The organism is Meridianimarinicoccus sp. MJW13 (genome assembly GCF_014901205.1).
Lineage (GTDB): Bacteria > Pseudomonadota > Alphaproteobacteria > Rhodobacterales > Rhodobacteraceae > Meridianimarinicoccus.
The window spans coordinates 1-19,135 of the sequence record NZ_JACNMU010000013.1 but is presented as its reverse complement, the minus strand read 5'-3'; the positions used below and the strand labels follow the sequence as shown (position 1 = coordinate 19,135).

At 65.0% G+C, this 19,135-nt stretch carries 13 protein-coding genes and 1 pseudogene; 3 read left to right on the top strand and 11 right to left on the bottom strand.

What is annotated here, in order from left to right; genetic code table 11:
• Positions 1-143 precede the first annotated feature (143 nt).
• Positions 144-1,481: a hypothetical protein gene (locus H8B03_RS18530; RefSeq protein ID WP_193143381.1), complete on the top strand. Its 1,338-nt coding sequence runs from the start codon at positions 144-146 to the stop codon at positions 1,479-1,481.
• A 162-nt stretch (positions 1,482-1,643) separates the two neighbouring features.
• Here the strand turns inward: H8B03_RS18530 and H8B03_RS18525 are convergent, their stop codons facing one another.
• The 3 genes from H8B03_RS18525 to H8B03_RS18515 all read right to left on the bottom strand — a co-directional run bounded on the left by H8B03_RS18525 (position 1,644) and on the right by H8B03_RS18515 (position 5,838).
• Positions 1,644-2,792, bottom strand: a complete 1,149-nt coding sequence (locus tag H8B03_RS18525; protein ID WP_193143380.1) for an acyltransferase — start codon at positions 2,790-2,792, stop codon at positions 1,644-1,646.
• 5 nt (positions 2,793-2,797) lie between these two features.
• Complete coding sequence (locus H8B03_RS18520) at positions 2,798-4,303, bottom strand: O-antigen ligase (protein ID WP_193143379.1); 1,506 nt, start codon at positions 4,301-4,303, stop codon at positions 2,798-2,800.
• A 113-nt stretch (positions 4,304-4,416) separates the two neighbouring features.
• The gene (locus H8B03_RS18515) at positions 4,417-5,838 is read right to left on the bottom strand and encodes a mannose-1-phosphate guanylyltransferase/mannose-6-phosphate isomerase (RefSeq protein ID WP_193143378.1); all 1,422 of its coding nucleotides are present in this window, start codon (positions 5,836-5,838) and stop codon (positions 4,417-4,419) included.
• A 414-nt stretch (positions 5,839-6,252) separates the two neighbouring features.
• On the opposite strand from H8B03_RS18515, the gene H8B03_RS18510 reads away from it, so the two are divergent.
• A complete protein-coding gene (locus H8B03_RS18510; protein ID WP_193143377.1) occupies positions 6,253-8,787 on the top strand; it encodes a M10 family metallopeptidase C-terminal domain-containing protein in 2,535 nt (844 codons plus the stop codon).
• A gap of 16 nt (positions 8,788-8,803) precedes the next feature.
• On the opposite strand, the gene H8B03_RS18505 is transcribed toward H8B03_RS18510, so the two are convergent.
• The 6 genes from H8B03_RS18505 to H8B03_RS18480 form a co-directional block, all read right to left on the bottom strand.
• Entirely contained in the window at positions 8,804-9,535 is a 732-nt protein-coding gene (locus H8B03_RS18505; RefSeq protein WP_193143376.1) for an SGNH/GDSL hydrolase family protein, read from the bottom strand.
• Entirely contained in the window at positions 9,532-10,842 is a 1,311-nt protein-coding gene (locus H8B03_RS18500) for a UDP-glucose/GDP-mannose dehydrogenase family protein (protein ID WP_193143375.1), read from the bottom strand. The genes H8B03_RS18505 and H8B03_RS18500 overlap by 4 nt, the downstream gene beginning before the upstream one ends.
• Positions 10,843-10,906: 64 nt before the next feature.
• On the bottom strand, positions 10,907-12,274 hold the full coding sequence (locus H8B03_RS18495; protein WP_193143374.1) for a phosphomannomutase: 1,368 nt from the start codon (positions 12,272-12,274) through the stop codon (positions 10,907-10,909).
• Between the two features lie 45 nt (positions 12,275-12,319).
• Complete coding sequence (locus tag H8B03_RS18490; protein WP_193143373.1) at positions 12,320-13,405, bottom strand: glycosyltransferase family 2 protein; 1,086 nt, start codon at positions 13,403-13,405, stop codon at positions 12,320-12,322.
• A gap of 228 nt (positions 13,406-13,633) precedes the next feature.
• Positions 13,634-14,539, bottom strand: a complete 906-nt coding sequence (locus H8B03_RS18485; RefSeq protein WP_193143372.1) for a hypothetical protein — start codon at positions 14,537-14,539, stop codon at positions 13,634-13,636.
• 314 nt (positions 14,540-14,853) lie between these two features.
• The gene (locus tag H8B03_RS18480; RefSeq protein WP_193143371.1) at positions 14,854-15,333 is read right to left on the bottom strand and encodes a hypothetical protein; all 480 of its coding nucleotides are present in this window, start codon (positions 15,331-15,333) and stop codon (positions 14,854-14,856) included.
• A gap of 207 nt (positions 15,334-15,540) precedes the next feature.
• Between H8B03_RS18480 and H8B03_RS18475 the strand changes: the two genes are divergently transcribed.
• Positions 15,541-16,482 (top strand): glycosyltransferase, encoded by a 942-nt coding sequence (locus H8B03_RS18475; RefSeq protein WP_319022507.1) that lies wholly within the window; start codon positions 15,541-15,543, stop codon positions 16,480-16,482.
• Positions 16,483-16,497: 15 nt separating this feature from the next.
• On the opposite strand, the gene H8B03_RS18470 is transcribed toward H8B03_RS18475, so the two are convergent.
• Positions 16,498-18,219: a right-handed parallel beta-helix repeat-containing protein gene (locus tag H8B03_RS18470; protein ID WP_193143370.1), complete on the bottom strand. Its 1,722-nt coding sequence runs from the start codon at positions 18,217-18,219 to the stop codon at positions 16,498-16,500.
• 202 nt (positions 18,220-18,421) lie between these two features.
• Positions 18,422-19,135: pseudogene (locus tag H8B03_RS18465) on the bottom strand (hypothetical protein); the annotation flags it as partial.

Below are 19,135 nucleotides of genomic sequence, written 5' to 3'. Positions count from 1 at the left end.
GCTAGCCTTTGATTTGCCCGACAGCGGTTCTGGACCCTGCAGACAGCCGTTCAACCGGGACCTCGCGACCATCGGGGTTGACGGATGCAGAAATTCTAGTGCCCGATAGTCTTTTATGGACGCTTGGATTTGGAGGTGGTGCGATGCGCTCGTTTGTTGCTGTATTTGCCAGTTTATTGCTCTCTACCGCAACGTTTGCACAGGATGCCAAGCCTGAGTGGGGCACATTCATTGGGGATTTCAAAAAAACAACCCGAGTCGACGGAAAGCGCAAGTCGCAAATGCGCCCGTCTTTCCTCCGCGTCTACGGCGAAGATTGCACAGAGGTTTTCGTCGAAACCGTGACCTACAATGAAGAAATGTGGGCCACGAAACACCCGGAAGACTCCGGATTGACCGCCGCCTTTGTTCTTAAAGAAATAATTGCCAATCATCCGGATATGCCACCCGTCTGCGAGCAAAGCACGATGGTGACGCGTCTTGTCCGCGAAGGGTCTGATGAGGAGCTCTATTTCCATTCCGGTAATCCGATCGATCTTCTTGCCTTCAATGAACTGACCGGCGGTCCGCGACCCGATCCAATTGAGCCGCAGGCCGACTGGGGCGCCATGGCAGGCAAACTGCCCAACACATTTTTCGACAAATCCAGGCAGGTTCGGACCGAGAGGCTGCGCACCTGGGTGCAGACCCATGGTGGCAGTTGCGCAAGCCTGATTGTCGAGACGATACTGCTGGGCGCGGAAATTCGGGACATCGCGGGCAGCGAACCGACGGGAACGGCCGCGCAGAACATCCTAGACATTGCAAGCCAGCGACCCGATCTTCTTCCACCCTGCAGAAGACCGCACATCGTGGCGCGCATCATCTGGGAAGACAACGGCAGGACCCGGTATTGGCTTGGCGATGACGAACTGACAGAAGAACAGTTTGCGGCGCTCGTTTCCTCAGACGGGGCCACCATGGAAGCGGAGGTCTATCGAAATCTGGCGTCGTTGCCCGGCGGTATCGATCCATTCTGGGGCATCTACTACAAGGGAAACTTTGGCGGCCTGGGCACGCGACCGGAAGACCGCACGGCGGGTGATCGGACGGTCGCAGCCCATGCCTATCACGGCATTATGAGGGCCTACTCAAACCAGGTCGATGCGAATGTATCGTGCCTGATTCCCGGCGATGTCAAAACGACTTTTTCGCGGACCAGTCAATCCGACCGTAATGATCCTTCGACAGCCACAACCGATCCCAATGCATTTTCCATATATCATCCGCAGTCGCACGCTCCGATGGTTCGCCGCGCATTTGAAGGAGAAGTTGGTGGCTTGACGCGTGGTTGGGTACGAGATGGCGCACGTATTCTGCAAATATTCGGTTGCCGAAGCGATGAGCTTCAGGTTTTACGCGAAAACCTCCGGCGCTATGTCGAATGGGAAGAACCAATGTCTACTGCAGAGGCAAATGCTCTTCTCGGGTTAAAACAATAGGAGGGACATGAGACAGTTGCGGCACAACCCTTGCCGGGATCCGGTTTGATTTTGACACGTTTATGGCCGCCGTCCCAAAACCGGGCTTTCGCCATTCCGCAGCACCATTTTGGGTATGGCCTCAGATCCGCCATTTTCCACACCGCAGGGTTTTGGCGTGGCTCAGGTCTCGGGCGGCTTGGAGACATCCGCGCCGGTGGCCATGGGCACCGGCACCATGCCCGCTGCCTTCTTGCCGCCGGTCTCCTTGCGCCCTTCCAGCTTGCGCCCGAAGCGCATCATCGGCCCTTCGAAGATCTTGTACGAGATCATCGCCTGCACATGGGTGAGGACCAGCGCCGCCAGGGTCATGATCCAGAACGACGGCGGGGTCGCGAACAATTTGTGCACCACCGCGAACAGCGCGTAGACGTTGAAGTAGTGAAACAGGTAGGTGAAGTAGGAATAGAAGCCGATGTTGGCGATCACCTCGGTCACCGCGTTGGAATACATCCGCCAGCGCCCGCCATCGAACAGCGCGATGCAGAAGCAGGTGCCGAAGGTGGTGAGCGAATACAGGAAGGTGCGGTTCAGCACCGGGGTCTGCTGCACCAGCACCCAGGACAGCAGCGTCAGCCCGCCGAACCCCAGCAGCAGGTATTTCAGCGGCGTCTTGCGCACCATCAGCCAGGCCAGCACCCCGCCGGTGGCGATGGCATCGATCCGGGCCAGCGGGAAATAATGGATCGCCGGGGTGTGGTTGCCGTTGGCGCTTTCCCAGTACAGGTACCAGCGCAGCAGGATCGGCAGGATGCTCACCGCGATCAGGAAGGCGGGCATGCTGCGGCGGCTGAACCAGGTCACCAGCCCGAAGACGATATAGGCGAATTCCTCGACCGACAGCGACCAGGTGATCGTGTAGGGCACCGTGGCCTCGCCCTGGAAGAAGATGATCCAGGCGGTCAGGAAGCTGTAGGGCACCCACATCCGGTCCAGCAGGTGCAGGTCGGTCTGCGTCACGATCATCGCCAGGGCAAACACCGTCACCGCCACGAAATACAGCGGCACGATGCGGAAGAAACGGCGCAGGAAGAAGGTCTTCAGGAAGCCGGGATAATCGCGGGTCAGCAGGAAGCTGGAAATCAGGTAGCCGCTGAGCGGGAAGAAGATCGCCACCCCCAGCAGCCCGTAGCGGCGCAGGAACAGGGCCGCCGCGTCCAGATCGGCGCGGGGGTATTCCAGCGCCACGTGGAAGCCGATGACCATGATGATCGCCACGGCGCGGATACAGTCCAGCAGGGCGGACCGGTTTTTCAGATGGGGCGGACGCACAACACTTAATCCTCGTTAAGACGCTTGCGGACCGGCTGCGCGGCGCGGACAGAGCCGGGCCGGGCAGGACGGACACCGCCTGCGGGAACACTTCCCTTGGGAAAACGGGTATAGACGGGGGCCGAGGATCCCGGCCCGGTCCCGGCCCCGCCTCGGGGCGGGGGCGCCGGATCGGCGGCCACCGGCCGGCCACCGCCGCGGCTGCGGGCGGCCCGCGGATCGGCCGCGGCTTGTGGCGCCTCGCCGGCCAGCGGCTGCAACAGGAACACCGAGGATCCCAGCAGGAACATCACCATGCCCAGCACCTCGTTCCAGATGGTCACCGTGGCCAGGATCAGGAACATGGTGACCAGCAGGAAGGTCACCGCCACGCGGGCGTTATAGGCGTCGGAACCGGGGATGAACTTGCCGCGCCCGGCGCGGATCATGATCGAGAAATAGACCGCGATCATGGCGAAACTGGCGGGGATGCCATAAAGGATCGCCAGTTGCAGCCAGTAGTTGTCGATGCTGCCCGACATCCAGACCGGGTGGTTCCACCAGTTGTGGCCGATGCCCAGGATCGGATGGTCGGCCACCTGCGCGGTGCCGTATTCCCACAGGGTCCGGCGGATCGAGGCGGTGTTGGAGTTGAAGGCCAGCCGCACCGCGACCGCGTAAAGCCCGAAGGTGTCCGACCCGATCTCGATGATCGCATAGATGATGGCCAGCCCCCACAGCAGGATCGGCCATTGCTTGGGATGGCCGTCCAGCATCATGAAATAGCCGATCAGCCCGGTCTGGAAGATCGCCGACAGCAGCGGCCCCGAGGACACCGAGGTGAAACAGGCCGCCAGCATCAGCGCCACCGCCGTGCCGCGCGTGACGAAGGAAATCTTGTTGCGCAGCCCGATGAAGAACAGGCTGATCGGCATGGCGCAATACAGGCCGAAATGGATCGGGTGACCGAAGACCACCTGCGCCCGGTCCAGCCCGAACCGGCGCGGATAGCCCTTGTCGGTCACATCCGTGACGCTGGAAAACCCCGGCAGCGAGGCGATGAAATCGGGGATCAGGAAGGCCGCGGTGATGGCTTCGTGCACCGCCAGCGGCGCCATGCAGACCACGATGATCCCGAACAGCCGCGCCATCGCCTGCCAGTCGCCCAGGGTGCGGATCGAGGCCCGCCCGATCAGGTAGCCGCCCAGCACCAGCGACATCTGCAGGGTGCCGAAGACCAGCACCACATCGGTGTTGAACAGCGCGATCGACAGGTACATCCAGAAGGAATAGAACAGCATCAGATAGTCGGTCAGGACCACCTTGCCGAACTTGCCCATGAACAGCATCACCAGCAGGACCGGCAGACAGGTCACGAACAGCAGCCGGGTCGGCGCCAGCAGCACCCCGGCCACGTCGAGCCAGATCGGCGAGATCATCGCGATCATCGCCACCAGCGCCAGTTTCGGCACAGGCGGGATCTTCCCCGGCACCATCTGTTCGGGGGGAAAATCCTTGGGTGGCTCCGCCATGGCCGGCCGTCCGGTCGGGCGGGAGCGTGACAGCGCGGCGTCAGACACGGCGCCTCCTTTTCTGGTCCGGCAGGGGGGGCGCGGTCAGCATCCGCGCCGGTTCCCCCCGAGTGTCACGCGCGATTATAAATATCTTCGTAGCGGATGATATCGTCTTCGCCGGTATAGGACCCGGTCTGGACCTCGATCAGGTGCAGATCCACCTTGCCGGGGTTTTCCAGCCGATGCACGGCCCCCAGCGGGATGTAGACCGACTGGTTCTCGGTGACCAGCTTGACCTCGTCATCGATGGTGACCGTGGCCGTGCCCTGCACCACCACCCAGTGTTCGGATCGGTGCACATGGCTTTGCAGCGACAGCTTCTTGCCCGGCGGCACCATGATCTGCTTGACCTGGAAACGGTCGCCCAGGGCCAGGGTCTCGTACCAGCCCCAGGGGCGGTAGGTGCGCGGCAGGATCTCGGCCTCGTCGGCGCCTTCGGCCTTCAGGGTCTGCACCGCGGTCTTCACCGCCTGCAGGTCGGCCATGTCGGCCACCAGCACCGCGTCGCGCATGGCGATCACGGCGATATCCCTGAGGTTCACCCCCACCACCCGCGGCCCGTCGCTCTCGGAGCGCAGCAGCGTGTCGGCACAGTCGATCTGGGTCACCGCGCCCGAGGTGGCCACGCCGGCGGCGTCCGGGCCCATCTCGCGCCAGACCGCGTCCCAGGCGCCCAGGTCGGACCAGCCGCATTCCACCGGCACCGTGGCCACGGCGGCGGCCTTTTCCATGATCGCATAGTCGATGCTGTCTTCCGGCACGCTGGCGAAAGCGTCTTCGTCCAGCCGCAGGAAGCCCAGGTCCGGGCGCGCCTTTTCCACCGCCGTGCGGCAGGGGGCCATCATTTCGGGGGCCAGGTCCTCGAAGGCGGCGATCAGCGTGTCGACCTTGAACAGGAAGATGCCGGCGTTCCACAGGAAGCGGCCCTCGGCGAACATCGTCTCGGCGCGGTCGGCATCGGGTTTCTCGATGAAGCGGGTGACCGGCATCGCCCTGGGCGTGGCGGTGTCGGTGCTGCCCACCTCAAGATAGCCATAGCCGGTCTCGGCGCGGTCGGGACGGATGCCGAAGGCCACCAGATCGCCCTTTTCCGCCGCCGCCGTCCCGGCTTCGACCGCCTTCAGGAAGGCCGGCACATCGCGGATCACATGGTCCGACGGCGCCACCAGCATCAGGTCATCGCCCTTGTCCTGGCCGGCCAGATACAGTGCCGCCGACAGAATCGCGGGCGCGGTGTTGCGCGCCTCGGGCTCCAGCAGGATGGCGGCCTTTTCAAGACCCACCGCCGAGATCTGCTCGGCGGCCAGGAAACGGAAATCGGCATGGCTCAGCACCACCGGGGCGCCGAAACCGTCGCCCAGATAGCGGCGCAGGCAGGCCTGGAACAGGCTTTCGCGGCCGAAAAGCGGCGTGAATTGCTTGGGATAGGCCTTCCGGGACAGGGGCCAAAGACGGGTCCCGGACCCGCCGCACAGAATTACTGGATGAATCATCACACTGCCTCTACCGAACTGTCAGCACTGCACAAAGTCATAGCCCACAGGGCCGGGCTTGTTAAGCGCGACACATCCTCTGTACGGGAGGCGACTCACGGCTGGCGAGAGGATTTCTCAACCTAAGCGTGTATTTTAATCACCTTTCCCGAAAAGGAAGAGACTCGCAGAGAATAGCGCTTTTTTAGGCAATTTCACGCCGATTCTCCCTTCATGCGGTATCAAACGGCGGCAGTTCCCGTCTGCGTGGAGTCTGTTTGCGTTTTCTTGCAGCGCCGATTCATGGTAATTGCGTCTTAATCTTCGAAGTCATCCCGGGCGCGGCAGTCCTGTCGTCAACCCTTCCCAACGAAGCAAAATGTGGCGTGCGACGCGAGCCAGTCATCGCGTTGTTAAGTGTTTTGGAGAAGTTAGATGTGTGACGTGTGCCTTGATCCGGTCTGTGAAGGTGTGTGCAGTGCTCCCAAGCCAGAGGGCTCCGGCCTTGTGACGGCGGCCAATTCGGTCAACGGGACCGCGACGCTGTCGACCGAACCCGACACGCCCCCGAGCGGGAGCGAGATCCAGGCGCTGCTCAGCCCCGCCGGGCCTTGGAGTATGGCCAGTTTTTCCTATGGGTTTGCCGACAGTGCCGCCGATTACCCCAGTTCCTACTCCGCCTACATGGAGCCGGGCGATTTCCTCAGCTTCAGCGAGGCCGGCAAGGATGTGCTGCGCGATGCCTTCTCGGCCTGGAACGCGGTCTCGGGCCTGAACATGACCGAGACCGGCAACGCCGCGAACGCGGTGATCCGGATCGGCGGATCGAGCGTGCCGGACACCGCCTGGGCCTACAGCCCCGGCACCTATGACGCCAATGGCGACATCTGGTTCGGTCTCGACCAGACCTATTTCGACAAGATGATCTCGCCCACCGCGGTCCCCTATATCGGCAGCTACGAATACCTGGTGTCGCTGCACGAGATCGGCCATTCCGTCGGGCTGAAGCATCCCCACGACAATCCGACCAACATGGATGCCGCCTATGACGGGCTGGAATACACGGTCATGTCCTACCGGTCGTACCTGGGCGGGCCGCGCAGCAGCTATACGGTGGAAAGCTGGGGCTATCCGCAATCGCTGATGATGCTGGATCTGCTGGCGGTGCAGGAACTCTACGGCGCCAATTACGCCACCCTGTCGGGCAGCACCGTCTATACCTTCGACCCCGCCACCGGCGAGATGCTGATCGACGGCGTGTCCCAGGGCACCCCCGGTGCCAACCGCATCTTCCGCACCCTGTGGGATGGCAATGGCACCGACCTGATCGACCTGTCCAACTATACCACCGACCTGGAGATCGACCTGAACCCCGGGCGCGGCCTGGACCTGGACGTGGGCGGGCTGAGCCAGCGCGCGCAGCTGGTGGGCGGCTCCGCCCCGATCTATGCGGCGCGCCATGTCTACATGTCCCTGCTGCACCAGGGCGATACCCGGTCGCTGATCGAGAACGCCACCGGCGGCTCGGGCAATGACCTGCTGATCGGCAACCAGATCGGCAACGTGCTGCGCGGCCGGGGCGGCGACGACTTCCTGACCGGCGGGCTGGGGGCGGACACCCTGGACCTGGGCAATGGCGCCAACACCGTCACCGACAGTCTTGTCGGGCTGGACGGGGACACCGTGAAGGGCTTCGACAGCGACGACACCGTGGTGATCGAAGGCACCGCCCTGGGCGCCAGCCAGATCAGCTATGACGCCACCAGCGGCCTTCTCAGCGTCGATCTGGATGGCGATGGCACCGCCGAGGCCAGCCTGACCTTCACCGGTCTGGCCGCCACCGACAGTTTCGACGTGGCCACCTCGAACGGCAACACCCTGCTGACCCTGACCGGCAGCACGGGCGGCGGCACCGGCGGGGGGACTGGCGGTACCGGCGGCGGCACCGGCGGCACGGGCGGCACGGGCGGCACCGGGGGATCGGGCGGCAACGGCGGCGGCCTGGGCGGCGCCGAGGTGGTCTACCTGTCCAATGCCACCGAGAAGCTGAAAAGCAGCGGCGCGGCGGCGGCGATCATCATCGCCGGCGGCGGCCGCAACGATATCTTCGCGGGCTCGGGGGATGACATCCTGGTGGGCGGCGCCGGCACCGACAGGCTGGAAGGCCGCAACGGCGATGACGTGCTGTTCGGCGGCGCCGGCAAGGACACGCTGACCGGCGGGCGCGGCAATGACCGCTTCCTCTTCACCTCCGATGACGAACTGCATGCCACCAGCACCAAGAAGGACATCATCACCGATTTCACCCAGGGCGAGGACGTCATCGACCTGTCGGGCTTCGGCTTTGCCAGCTTCAGCGACCTCGACCTGCGCAGCGATTCCGCCGGGGTGAAGATCATCGCCTCCAGCAAGCATTTCATCATCGTGCAGGGCCTGAACGTGGCCGATATGACCGCCAATGATTTCGTGCTGACCAACAGCCTGGCGGTGACCCTGCCCGGCGCCCCCAGCTCCACCGACACCGTGCTGGGCAGCACCGACGACCTGCTGCGCGTCACCGACAATGTCACGGCCACGGTCCATGGCGGCGGCGGCAACGATCGGCTGCTGTTCTCCTACGGGGCGCAGGATCTCTATGGCGGCGACGGCAACGACTACATCAGCGGCGGCCGCGACAACGATCTGCTGGACGGCGGCCTGGGCGATGACACGCTGATCGGCGGCCGCGGCTCGGATGTCTTCGTCTTCCAGGACACGCTGGCCCAGGCAGGTGACGTGGATACGATCCGGGATTTCGGGCTGGGCAACAACACGATCCGGCTGGAAGGCGTGGCCCCCACCACCCTGGCCGGGCTGGGCCTGACGCAGAACGGCAGCGATGCCGAGCTGACCCTGTCCAACGGCCAGACCATCGTGCTGCAGGACTTCAACGCCAGCGCGCTCAGCCTTTCGGACTTCGAATTCGTCTGATCCCGGCGGCGGGGGCTCAGCCCCCCGCCCCTGTTCCGGCCCCCGCCCCGCAGGCGGGCTGCCCGGCGGCGGCTCCGATCATCTGTGCCAGCACCGGCACCGCCAGCTGTGCCGTCTTCCCGGGCGCGGGGTGCAGCCCGTCGGGCAGGTCGCGCAGATCCGCCGGAGCGGCCCGCCAGCGCGGGAAAAGATCGGCCAGACCGACCCCCTGTTCGTCGGCCAGATCGCGGTAGATCCCGTAATAGGCCCCAAGCCACGGCCGCTGCAGATGGCGCACCACGCCGGTCACCGGGCTCATGGTCATCAGCAGAACCCGCGTGTCCGGCAGATCGCGGGTCAGCGCCGCCAGCAGAGCCGCATGCCGGGCCCGGCTGGTGCGTCGCGACACCCCGTCCAGCAGATCCGCGTCATTGATGGAAAACTCCAGCAGCACCAGGTCGGGGCGCGCCGCGACCACCCGGTCGAGCTGTTCCAGCGCCCAGGCCGAGCCCATGCCGCTTTGCGCCACGCGGGTCATCTGCACCGGATGGCCCAGGCAGGCGGTCAGGGTGTCGGCCAGATCCTCGGGCCAGGACCCGCGGGCGGTCAGGCTGGTGCCGAAAGCCAGGATGCGGGCCGGGCGCGCCGGATCCTCCCAGGGCACCAGCGCCCGGTCGGCAGGCTCCTCGGGCGCGCGCGGCCACAGCAGGGCCGCCAGCCCGGCGGCCAGCGCCAGCGCGACCAGTCCTGCCCCCGCCCCGGCCCTCATGCCGAGGGACGGCCCACCGAAACATAGGCAAAGCCCGCCTCGCGCGCCGCCTCGGGGCTGAAGACATTGCGCAGGTCGGCCAGTCGCGGGGTCGCCATGACCTGTGCCAGACGCGCCAGGTCCAGACCCCGGAACTCGTTCCATTCGGTCAGCAGCACCACCGCCGCGGCATCGCGGGCGGCCTCATAGGGATCATCGTCCCAGACCACGCCGGGCAACAGCCCCGCGCCCTCGCGCTGGCCCTGCGGATCGACCACATGCACCCTGGCGCCGCGCCCGATCAGCGCCGGCACGATGGTCAGCGCGGGCGCGTCGCGCATGTCGTCGGTGTTGGGCTTGAAGGTCACCCCCAGCACCGCCACCTTCTGGCCCGCCACGCTGTCGCCGCACAGGTCCAGCACCTTGTCGACCATCGCCCGCTTGGTGGCCTCGTTCACCGCGATCACGGTTTCCACGATGCGCTGCGGGGCGGCATATTCCTGGCCGATGCGGGCCAGCGCGCTGGTGTCCTTGGGAAAGCACGAGCCGCCATAGCCCGGCCCCGCATGCAGGAACTTGTTGCCGATGCGCCCGTCCATGCCCATGCCCTTGGCCACCGCCTGCACGTCGGCGCCGGTCTTTTCGCACAGGGCGGCGATCTCGTTGATGAAGGTGATCTTCGTGGCCAGAAAGGCATTGGCCGCGTATTTGATCATCTCGGCGCTTTCCAGACCGGTCCAGACGATGGGTGCCTCGCGCAGGGACAGCGGGCGATAGATCTCGGCCATGACCTCCTGGGCGCGGTCGGATTCGACGCCGACGACGATGCGGTCGGGGCGCATGAAATCCTCGATCGCGGCACCTTCGCGCAGGAACTCGGGGTTCGAGACCACGTCGAACTGCGCGCCGGGCACCTCTTCGGCGATGATCCGGGCGACCTCGCGGTTGGTGCCCACCGGCACCGTCGATTTGGTCACCACCACCGTGTAGCCGTCCATGGCATGGGCGATCTCGCGGGCGGCGGCATAGACATAGGTCAGATCCGCATGGCCATCGCCGCGCCGGGTCGGGGTGCCGACGCCGATGAAGACCGCATCGGCCCCCTTCAGCGCGGCGGCCAGATCCAGCGTGAACGACAGCCGCCCGGCGGCCACGTTGCGCGCCAGAAGATCGTCCAGCCCCGGTTCATAGATCGGCACCTGGCCTGCATCCAGCGCGGTGATCTTGGCGGCCTGCTTGTCGACACAGGTGACCGCATGGCCGAAGTCGGAAAAACAGACCCCCGACACAAGCCCCACATAGCCGGTTCCGATCATTGCCAGTTTCATGGGCGGGGCTCCTTTTGCTGTCCGCGCCCGCCGCCGCGACATTCCGAAGGCGGGCGGCGGAACCTTAGGCCGAGGTGATCAGGCTGCGCAACTCATCGACGCGGGCGTCCAGCAGGGCGCGGTCGCCGCGGGTTTCCACGTTCAGGCGCAGCACCGGTTCGGTGTTGGACTTGCGCAGGTTCATCCGCCAGTCGGGAAAGCTCAGGCTCAGCCCGTCCAGCCGGTCGGTATCGGTGGCGAGGGGGCCGAAGCGCGCCTCGATGGCGGCCAGCGCGGCGTCGGGATCGTCCAGCCGGAAGTTGATCTCGCCCGACGAGGGGAAATCGGCGCGCATCTGCGCCACCAGCGACGACAGGCTCTGGCCGGTCATCGCCATGTGCTCGGCCACCTTCAGCCAGGGGATCATGCCGCTGTCGCAATACATGAAGTTGCGGAAGTAGTGATGCGCCGACATCTCGCCGCCATAGACCGCGTCGACCTCGCGCATCCGCGCCTTGATCAGCGCGTGCCCGGTGCGCGACACCACCGCCGTGCCGCCGCCCTGCCCGACCACGTCCAGCGTGTTCCACATCACGCGCGGGTCATGCACGATGCTGGCGCCGGGTTCCGTGGCCAGAAAGGCCGCCGCCAGCAGGCCAACGATATATTCGCCGTCGATGAAGGCCCCGGTTTCGTCGAACAGGAAGCAGCGGTCGAAATCGCCGTCCCAGGCCACCCCGAAATCGGCGCCATGGTCGCGGACCGCCTGCGCCGTCACCGGCTGGTTTTCCGGCAGCAGCGGGTTGGGGATGCCGTTCGGGAAGGTGCCGTCGGGATCGTGGTGCATGCGCACGAAGCTCAGCGGCGCGCCGAGCGCCTCCAGCTTGCCTGCGATGGCATCGAAGGCTGGCCCGGCGACGCCATTGCCGGCATTGACCAGGATCTTCAGCGGCGTCAGGCTGCCCGGGTCGATGAAGGACAGCACCCGGTCAACGAAAGCGGCGCGCGGGTCTTCCAGGCGCAGGCTGCCTGTCGCGGCGACCGGCGCGAAATCCTGGCTGTAGGCCAGGTCGCGGATGTCGTTCAGCCCGTTGTCGCCCGACACCGGGCGCGAGCCTTCGCGCACCATCTTGATGCCGTTGTAATCGATGGGGTTGTGCGAAGCCGTCACCATCAGCCCGCCGCCGGCCTCGTAATGGGTGGTGGCGAAATAGACCTCCTCGGTGCCGCACAGCCCGATGTCGATCACATCCGCCCCGCCGTCGCGCAGCCCGGCGATCAGCGCCGCCTGCAACTCGGCCGAGCTTTCGCGGATGTCGCGGCCGGTGACCACCAGGCCGGGCTGCATCACCTGCGCGAAGGCGCGCCCGATGCGGTGGCAGATGCCGGCATCCAGGTTCACGCCCAGCTGGCCGCGGACGTCATAGCTCTTGAAACAGGTCAGGGTCGACATGGGACCTCTCTTGGATCGGTTTCGGGGGGCGGCCCCCGGACAGGTTTACAGAAGGGCGGTGCGCTTTGGCGCGGCAAAGGCGATCTCGGCGGCCGGCCCGCTCAGCCGGGCGCGTACCGAGGCCGGCGGGGTCAGCCCGAAGGCGGCGGCCAGCACCGCGTGCGCCTCTTCGGGGGCGCGGTGGCGCAGCAGCAGCCGCGCGGCATAGGCCAGCGTATAGGCATAGCCCGTCAGCAGGCTGCGCCTGGGGGCGAAGCGGCGCAGGAACATCATCCGGCCGCGATGCTTGAAATACAGCGAAAACGGCGAGGCCAGACGGCTGAGCGTCGGCGACCCGATCGAGCTGCCGGCGTGGTGATAGATCCGCAGACCCTCGCAGAACAGCAGCGGCCGGTCGCCCCGGCGCATGGCCCAGTCGACCTCTTCGTAATACAGGAAATACTCCTCGCGCATCGGGCCGACCTCTTCATAGAAGGCGCGCGAGGCGATCATGCTGGCGCCCATGATGAAATCCAGCTCTGCCGAGGCTGGCGGCGGGGTGTCGTTGTGCGACAGGCCCAGGTGGATGTTGGCGGTCACGCCGGTGGCCATGTTCACCTTGCCGCCGTCGATCTGGATCATGTCGGAGGGATCCAGATAGGTCACCCGCCCGCCCATCAGCGCGTAATCCCCGGCATTCGGCAGGGTGTCGACCAGCGCCGTCAGGGCCTCGGGCGGCACCACGCTGTCGGGGTTGAGCACCCAGAAATGCTCGATATCGGAAAACTGCGCCAGATAGGCCAGCCCGACGTTCACGCCGCCGGCAAAGCCGCGGTTGGCAGTATTGTGCAACAGGGTCAGCCGGGCCTCGGGATCGGCGGCCAGGTCGGCACCCCCTTCGCGCAGCGCCAGCGGCTTGGCGACAGGGGTCAGATCGAAGGGCAGGTTGACGGGGGCGGCATAGGGGGTTTCGCCCGAAGCCCAGCCGCGCAGCCGCGCCACGGTGTCATCGCCCGAGGCATTGTCCACCAGCGCCACGCGCAGCCGCACCCCCGCAGCCGTTGCCGCCGCCAGCAGGCTTTCGGCGCAATCCACCGCCTCGCCACCGGAATTGAAGGCGACGATCACCACGCCCAGGGGAAAATCACGCATGCTACTCGCCCATATCTCGCGGAGCGCGCCGTCCCCGCCTGCACCATCTAACATATCACGCGGACCTGCAAAACACAGGACAAGCCCAGGTTGCACCTAACAGCAGAGTAACCCTTGGCGGCCAGAGGACGGATTGATGCAGTGAAAAGGGCATTGGCCGCTGGTGCCAATGCCCCCAAGACCGCCGCGCGAAAGACGAGAGGCGGCGGCCGTGCCGCGGGCCGGACCCTAGGCCGGACCGCAGACCTTGCGCCGGACCCGGCCCTGAAAGGCCAGCGCGGCAAGCGATCCCGCCAGCAGCACCAGCGAGGCCGGCAGGGGAACGGGCGCCTCCACGTATTGGGTCCGCACCGTCTGATCCAGATCCGAATACAGACCGGTGGCAAGCGCCCGGCCCGGTTCGTGCCTTGACCAGCGGCTCACCTGGATGGAGGCCCCGGGCGCCAGAGTCAGCGAGATGTTTCCCAGCCCTTTCAGCACCACATTGGTGATGTCGTAATGGCTGGAGGACAGGTTCTGGAAATCATAGGTATAGAGCCAGCCATTCCCCTGCGGGGCCGCACGGCTGTCCACGTTGAAGTCATACACCAGCGGCTGCGAGAACATGTCGAAATAGATGGTGGCGTTTTCGCCGGCATTCCCGGTTTTCGGGCTGCTGATCGACATGGCCTGGGTCTGAAGATCGAAGAAAAAGACCAGACCGCTCACCCGGCGAGCGGGGTTGATATCGATCCGGTCATCCCGCCGGATGTCCTTGTCGCGAAGATGGATGCTGATAGGCACGGAATACCCGTAATTCTGGGTATAGAGCCTGGGATCGATGGCGCGCACGATGGACCAGTCCGGGGAAACGGTTCTGTTCTCCTTGGCCTTGTAGGTACCCGTACGGAAGCCTCCCCCATACCCGATACTGCCAGAGGCATAGGCCTCCGCGGTATTGTCCCCCGGGCCATCCATGTCTGCCGTGACTTTCAACTGCGGAATGCTGAGCGACACCTTCAGCGTCGCCGCCGCACCCGGCACGGGCAGACCCGCCAGAAGGACCGAGGCCAGGGCAAGGGCACCGGCGCATCTGCACAGCCGACCCAATGGCGCGCGCCCGGTGCTGTGTTCATTTCCTGCGGTAATTTGCATTGCTGTCCCCCCTGATCAGATCGTGTGGCATTCAGGCCAGACACGTATTCAGATGTTTACATAATATGTCGAAAAAGTCGTTGATGTGAATCATGGCACCGCCCGCCCCGGCCCGCGCCGTCACATCCCAACAAGATGTTTGCGCAGATCAGGCCGTGGGGGGCGGAGGGCCTCTGACACGGCGCCCCCATGCGCATCCGGAAACGTGTCTGGGGCGCGCTGTGTGGCAGGCGATGCGGATACGGGGAGTTTTTCTGCTCCAGATCGGTAGGTTGCACCGGGGCGTTCGATCACCGGGCAGATCCAGAAAGCGCCTATCTTATTCCCTTGGGCAGGTCCTGATGCAACGCATCCATGTCTCTCAGTCGCTTGGCAAGCTTGATGAAGTCGGCCCAATGAGTGCACTCGTCGCCAACCAGCTTTCCCCCAACGATTGCTTCTTGTGCCAACAGGTTATCGACCCTGTACGCAAACATGCTCGCAAATACCTCTGGGTTGAGTGACTTCTGCCTCATCAGCACTTCACACCGCTCAAGAAGCCCCATGTAGGCATCAACGGCTGCCCAGTCGTCCAGCGTACTAGGGTCTTGATCACCCTTCTGCCAATCACCCGCCGGTCGAAGCTTGATATGAACCGCATCATGCTCCTTGAACATCTTGGTGAGTTCGAGAAGAAACTGACCTTCGGAAATTCGCGCATTCTTCCGAATTTGGATTGCCGCATAGATTAGGCCAATCCCTGCTACCACCACACCAATTATTGTGGCCAATTCAGCTGCTTGAGTGAGCGTCATGTGTCAAGGTTACGAAACCCCGCGGGGCAATACCAGCCTGGCATAGGAGCCTAGAACAGTCGTATTTGTCCCCACCCGGCGTGCAGGGTGGCGCGCGGGGCAAAGGGACCCCACTGCCCCGCTGCCGCCGCCGCATCACCATGACCCTAGGCGCGACCCGCGCAATTTGGCACAAGGGCGGCAGGTTCCGATCCCGAGGTGTTCCCAGTGTCCGAAGTTGTTCCCCCCACTCCTGAAACCGACCCCGCCCCTGAAACCGCCCCCGCTCCACAAACCGACCCCGCCCCGCCACGGCTGGCCGTCATCATCCCCCATTACAACGATCCCGAACGTCTGGGCCGCTGCCTGTCGGCGCTGGCCCCGCAGCTGGCCGCGCACCGGGACGTCGAAGCGGTGGTCGCCGACAACGCCAGCCCCTGCGACCTGGGCCCGCTGCAGGCCGCCCATCCGGGCGTGCGCTTTGTGACCGAACCCACCAAGGGCGCGGCGGCGGCGCGCAACCGCGGGGTGGCCGAGACCACGGCACCGCTGATCGCCTTTCTGGACAGCGATTGCGTGCCCGCCCCCGACTGGCTGGACACCGCCCTGCGGCTGGCGGGCAAGGCCGGGCTGACCGGCGGGCGGGTGGATACCTTCGATGAAACCCCGCCCCCCCGCTCGGGCGCCGAGGCCTTCGAGACGGTCTTTGCCTTCCACCAGCGCAGCTATGTGCAGGACAAGGGGTTTTCCGTCACCGCCAACCTGCTGACCTCGCGCGCCGTGTTCGACGATGTCGGCCCGCTGATCGTCGGGCTGTCGGAAGACATGGACTGGTGCTTCCGCGCCACCGCCAGGGGGCACGATCTGGTCTATGCCGACGAACTGGCGGTCAGCCATCCGACGCGGCAGGACTGGGCGGCGCTGGCCAAGAAATGGAAACGCACCACGCTGGAGGGGTTCCACCTGAACGGCACCAGCCCCGCGGCGCGGGTGAAATGGGCGCTGCGGGCCGGGGTCGTGCTGATCTCAGGGCTGGCGCATCTGCCGAAAGTGCTGGGCTCGGACAAGCTGGCCAGCCCGCTGGAACGCCGCCGCGGCGCGGCCACGCTGCTGCGCCTGCGCGCGGCGCGGGCGGGCTGGATGCTGGGACAGGCGCTGCGCGGCGCCTGAACCGGAAGCCTGAGCTCAGCCCAGGCCCAGGTCGCTCATCAGGATGCCCTGCAGTTCGATGTATTTGTCCACATCGTCATGGATCGTCAGCACCACCCCGGTGTCGGTCGCATTGGCGGCGATATCGACCGTGGCCCCGGCCTGCAGTTCCACCAGGTCGGCAAGGCTGCGCAGGGTGACGCTGGAGCCGTTCGGCGACACGATCATGTTGTTGGACGGATCCAGGTCATCGCTGTAACTGCCGGGCTGGTTGTTCATGATCCGCAACCGGTCGCCATCACTGAAATTCAGATCCATCACCAGATCGTGGGACACCTCGTCGCCGTTCTTGCGGTTGTCGAAGATGAAGGTATCCGCCCCAAGGCCGCCTTCCAGGATATCGTCGCCGCCGGTGTCGGTCAGCTTGTCCTTCCCGGCCAGGCCCTGGAAATGGTTCACCGCGTCATGGCTGTAGGCCCGGTCCGTCAGGTTGTCTTTCGCCGCGGTGCCGGTGATCAGGATCACATCCACAAGACCGCCGCCGCCGCCGTTGGGATCGTTGGGATCGGTCCCGCCGCCACCGCCGGTGCCGGTGCCGGGGCCGGGATCGGTGTAGATATAGGGCAGGGTCGTGATCACCTGGTCATAGGTGTGTTTCCAGTAATCCACGTCCGTCGAGGTCGGCGACAACAGGGTGTTGCCGCTTTCGGTGACATTCATCGCCGCCATCTCGGTGGCGTTCAGGTTCAGGATCTTGCCGTTGTTGCGCGGCAGCAGGGTGTTGCCGGTGATCTGCACGTTGTCCACGTCCAGCAGCGAGATCCGCGGGTAATCGCTGTAGGTCAGATCCTCGGCATTGGGCAGCAGGATGTTGTTCGAGATCTCCATGTTCACGACATCCGAGATCTTGATGGCATTGGCCGAGGCATTGATGATGGTGTTGCCGGTGATCAGGAAATCCGTGGCCGTCACCCCGGGATCGGCCTTGTTGAGATGGCCGAAGATCGATTGCGCCCGCGCCCCTTCCGGCTGGTAGAAGAAATTGTCCCGGATGGTGATGCCATGCACGCCGGAGGCAGAGTTCACCCCCCAGTACTGGATCATGTCCGGATGATCGCCAAATTTGCCATCGGGATCGTACCAGGGGTTCAGATCGTGGAAATAGCTGTTCTCGATCACCATGTTGGTGACATCGTTGAAATTCACCCCCTCGCGGGTGTGATGCAGGTCCAGATCGTCGATGGTCACATTCGTGGCGCCGTTCAGGCGCAGCCCGACGCGCAGGTCGGCCAGTTCGACGCCTTCCATGACCAGCCCGTCCACATTCCGCGCCAGCACGCCGAATTCATAGCCATAGCCGGTCAGGGGGATATCCCGCGTTGCCGCGACGCTGTCGGGATCGGTGCCCTCGATCGTGTCGGGAATATGGCCCTCGATCGTCATGTCGCGCAGGGTGATGTCGCTGCTGTTGCGCAGTTGCACCCGGCTCCAGCTGTAGTTCGGCGCCAGGGTCGCCGCTTGCAGGTCGATGCCCTCGAAGGTGATGCCGCTGCAATTCTCGATCAGCAGCGAGTCGGTCAGCACCGCGCGATCGTTGGGATCGGCTGAAGCGATGGTCAGGCCGGTGGCGAAATCCCGCCCCGTCAGGTTGACCGAAATCGCGTAATCTCCGCCCGCCAGTTCGATCCGATCCCCGTCGGCCGCGGCCTGAAATGCCGCGTCCAGCTCAACGGTATCGGTCACCACGAAAGTCGCCATGGCATTGCACCCCTTCAAAAAACCGCATCGGAAACAGGCCCCACCGCCGGCTCGAATACCACCGGCACACGCATACGGTTAAAAAATCCTCTCCCCCTTATACACGTATAGGGCGTCTTGTGACCCATCCCGCGGTAAAAAATGAACGCGGGATGGGACGGGCGCAGGCCAGAGGGGGGGGCCGCGCGCCGCGCCCGATCGCTCAGGCCAGGCCCAGGTCGCTCATCAGGATGCCCAGCAGTTCGACCTCATGCGCCGCCGCATCCTGCACCGTCAGCACCACGCCGCTGTCATCGGCATTGGCGGCGATGGCGACACTGGTGCCGGCGGCCAGTTCGACCAGGTCGGCCAGGCTGTTCAGCGTCACGCTGGTGCCGTTGCTGTTGACGTTCAGGGTGTTGGACGGATCCAGGGTGTCGGTGAAGCTGCCCGCCAGGCTGGTCAGGAAGCGCAGGCTGTCGCCGGCAGCGAAATCCAGGTCCATCACCACATCGGCCGAGGCCGCATCGCCGCTCTTGCGATTGTCGAAGATGAACCGGTCGGCGCCCAGGCCGCCTTCCAGCCAGTCATCGCCGCCGGTGTCGGTGATCTTGTCGTTGCCCTCCAGCCCCTGGATATGGGTGACCTGGCCCTGGTCGGTGGCCCGGTCGGTCAGCACGTCGTTGTCGGTCGTGCCCGCCAGCACCACCGCATCGCCGGGCACGCCGGTGTCGGGCGGCCCCGGCTGGCCGGGCAGCGTGGCCAGCAGCTGATCGTGCAGGATCTTCCAGTAATCCGGCGCCGCCGGGTCCAGCGAGAGCAGGGTGTTGCCGCTTTCGGTGACATTCATCGCCGCCATTTCCGCCGCGTCCAGGTTCAGCACGCTGCCGTCCCAATAGGGCACCAGCGTGTTGCCGGTCACCACCGCCCCATCCAC

Coding starts and splice junctions, on each gene's coding strand:
- H8B03_RS18530 (WP_193143381.1), top strand. CDS start 144: ATGCGCTCGTTTGTTGCTGTATTTGCCAGTTTATTGCTCTCTACCGCA.
- H8B03_RS18520 (WP_193143379.1), bottom strand. CDS start 4,303: ATGGCGGAGCCACCCAAGGATTTTCCCCCCGAACAGATGGTGCCGGGG.
- H8B03_RS18515 (WP_193143378.1), bottom strand. CDS start 5,838: ATGATTCATCCAGTAATTCTGTGCGGCGGGTCCGGGACCCGTCTTTGG.
- H8B03_RS18510 (WP_193143377.1), top strand. CDS start 6,253: ATGTGTGACGTGTGCCTTGATCCGGTCTGTGAAGGTGTGTGCAGTGCT.
- H8B03_RS18505 (WP_193143376.1), bottom strand. CDS start 9,535: ATGAGGGCCGGGGCGGGGGCAGGACTGGTCGCGCTGGCGCTGGCCGCC.
- H8B03_RS18500 (WP_193143375.1), bottom strand. CDS start 10,842: ATGAAACTGGCAATGATCGGAACCGGCTATGTGGGGCTTGTGTCGGGG.
- H8B03_RS18495 (WP_193143374.1), bottom strand. CDS start 12,274: ATGTCGACCCTGACCTGTTTCAAGAGCTATGACGTCCGCGGCCAGCTG.
- H8B03_RS18490 (WP_193143373.1), bottom strand. CDS start 13,405: ATGCGTGATTTTCCCCTGGGCGTGGTGATCGTCGCCTTCAATTCCGGT.
- H8B03_RS18485 (WP_193143372.1), bottom strand. CDS start 14,539: ATGCAAATTACCGCAGGAAATGAACACAGCACCGGGCGCGCGCCATTG.
- H8B03_RS18480 (WP_193143371.1), bottom strand. CDS start 15,333: ATGACGCTCACTCAAGCAGCTGAATTGGCCACAATAATTGGTGTGGTG.
- H8B03_RS18470 (WP_193143370.1), bottom strand. CDS start 18,219: ATGGCGACTTTCGTGGTGACCGATACCGTTGAGCTGGACGCGGCATTT.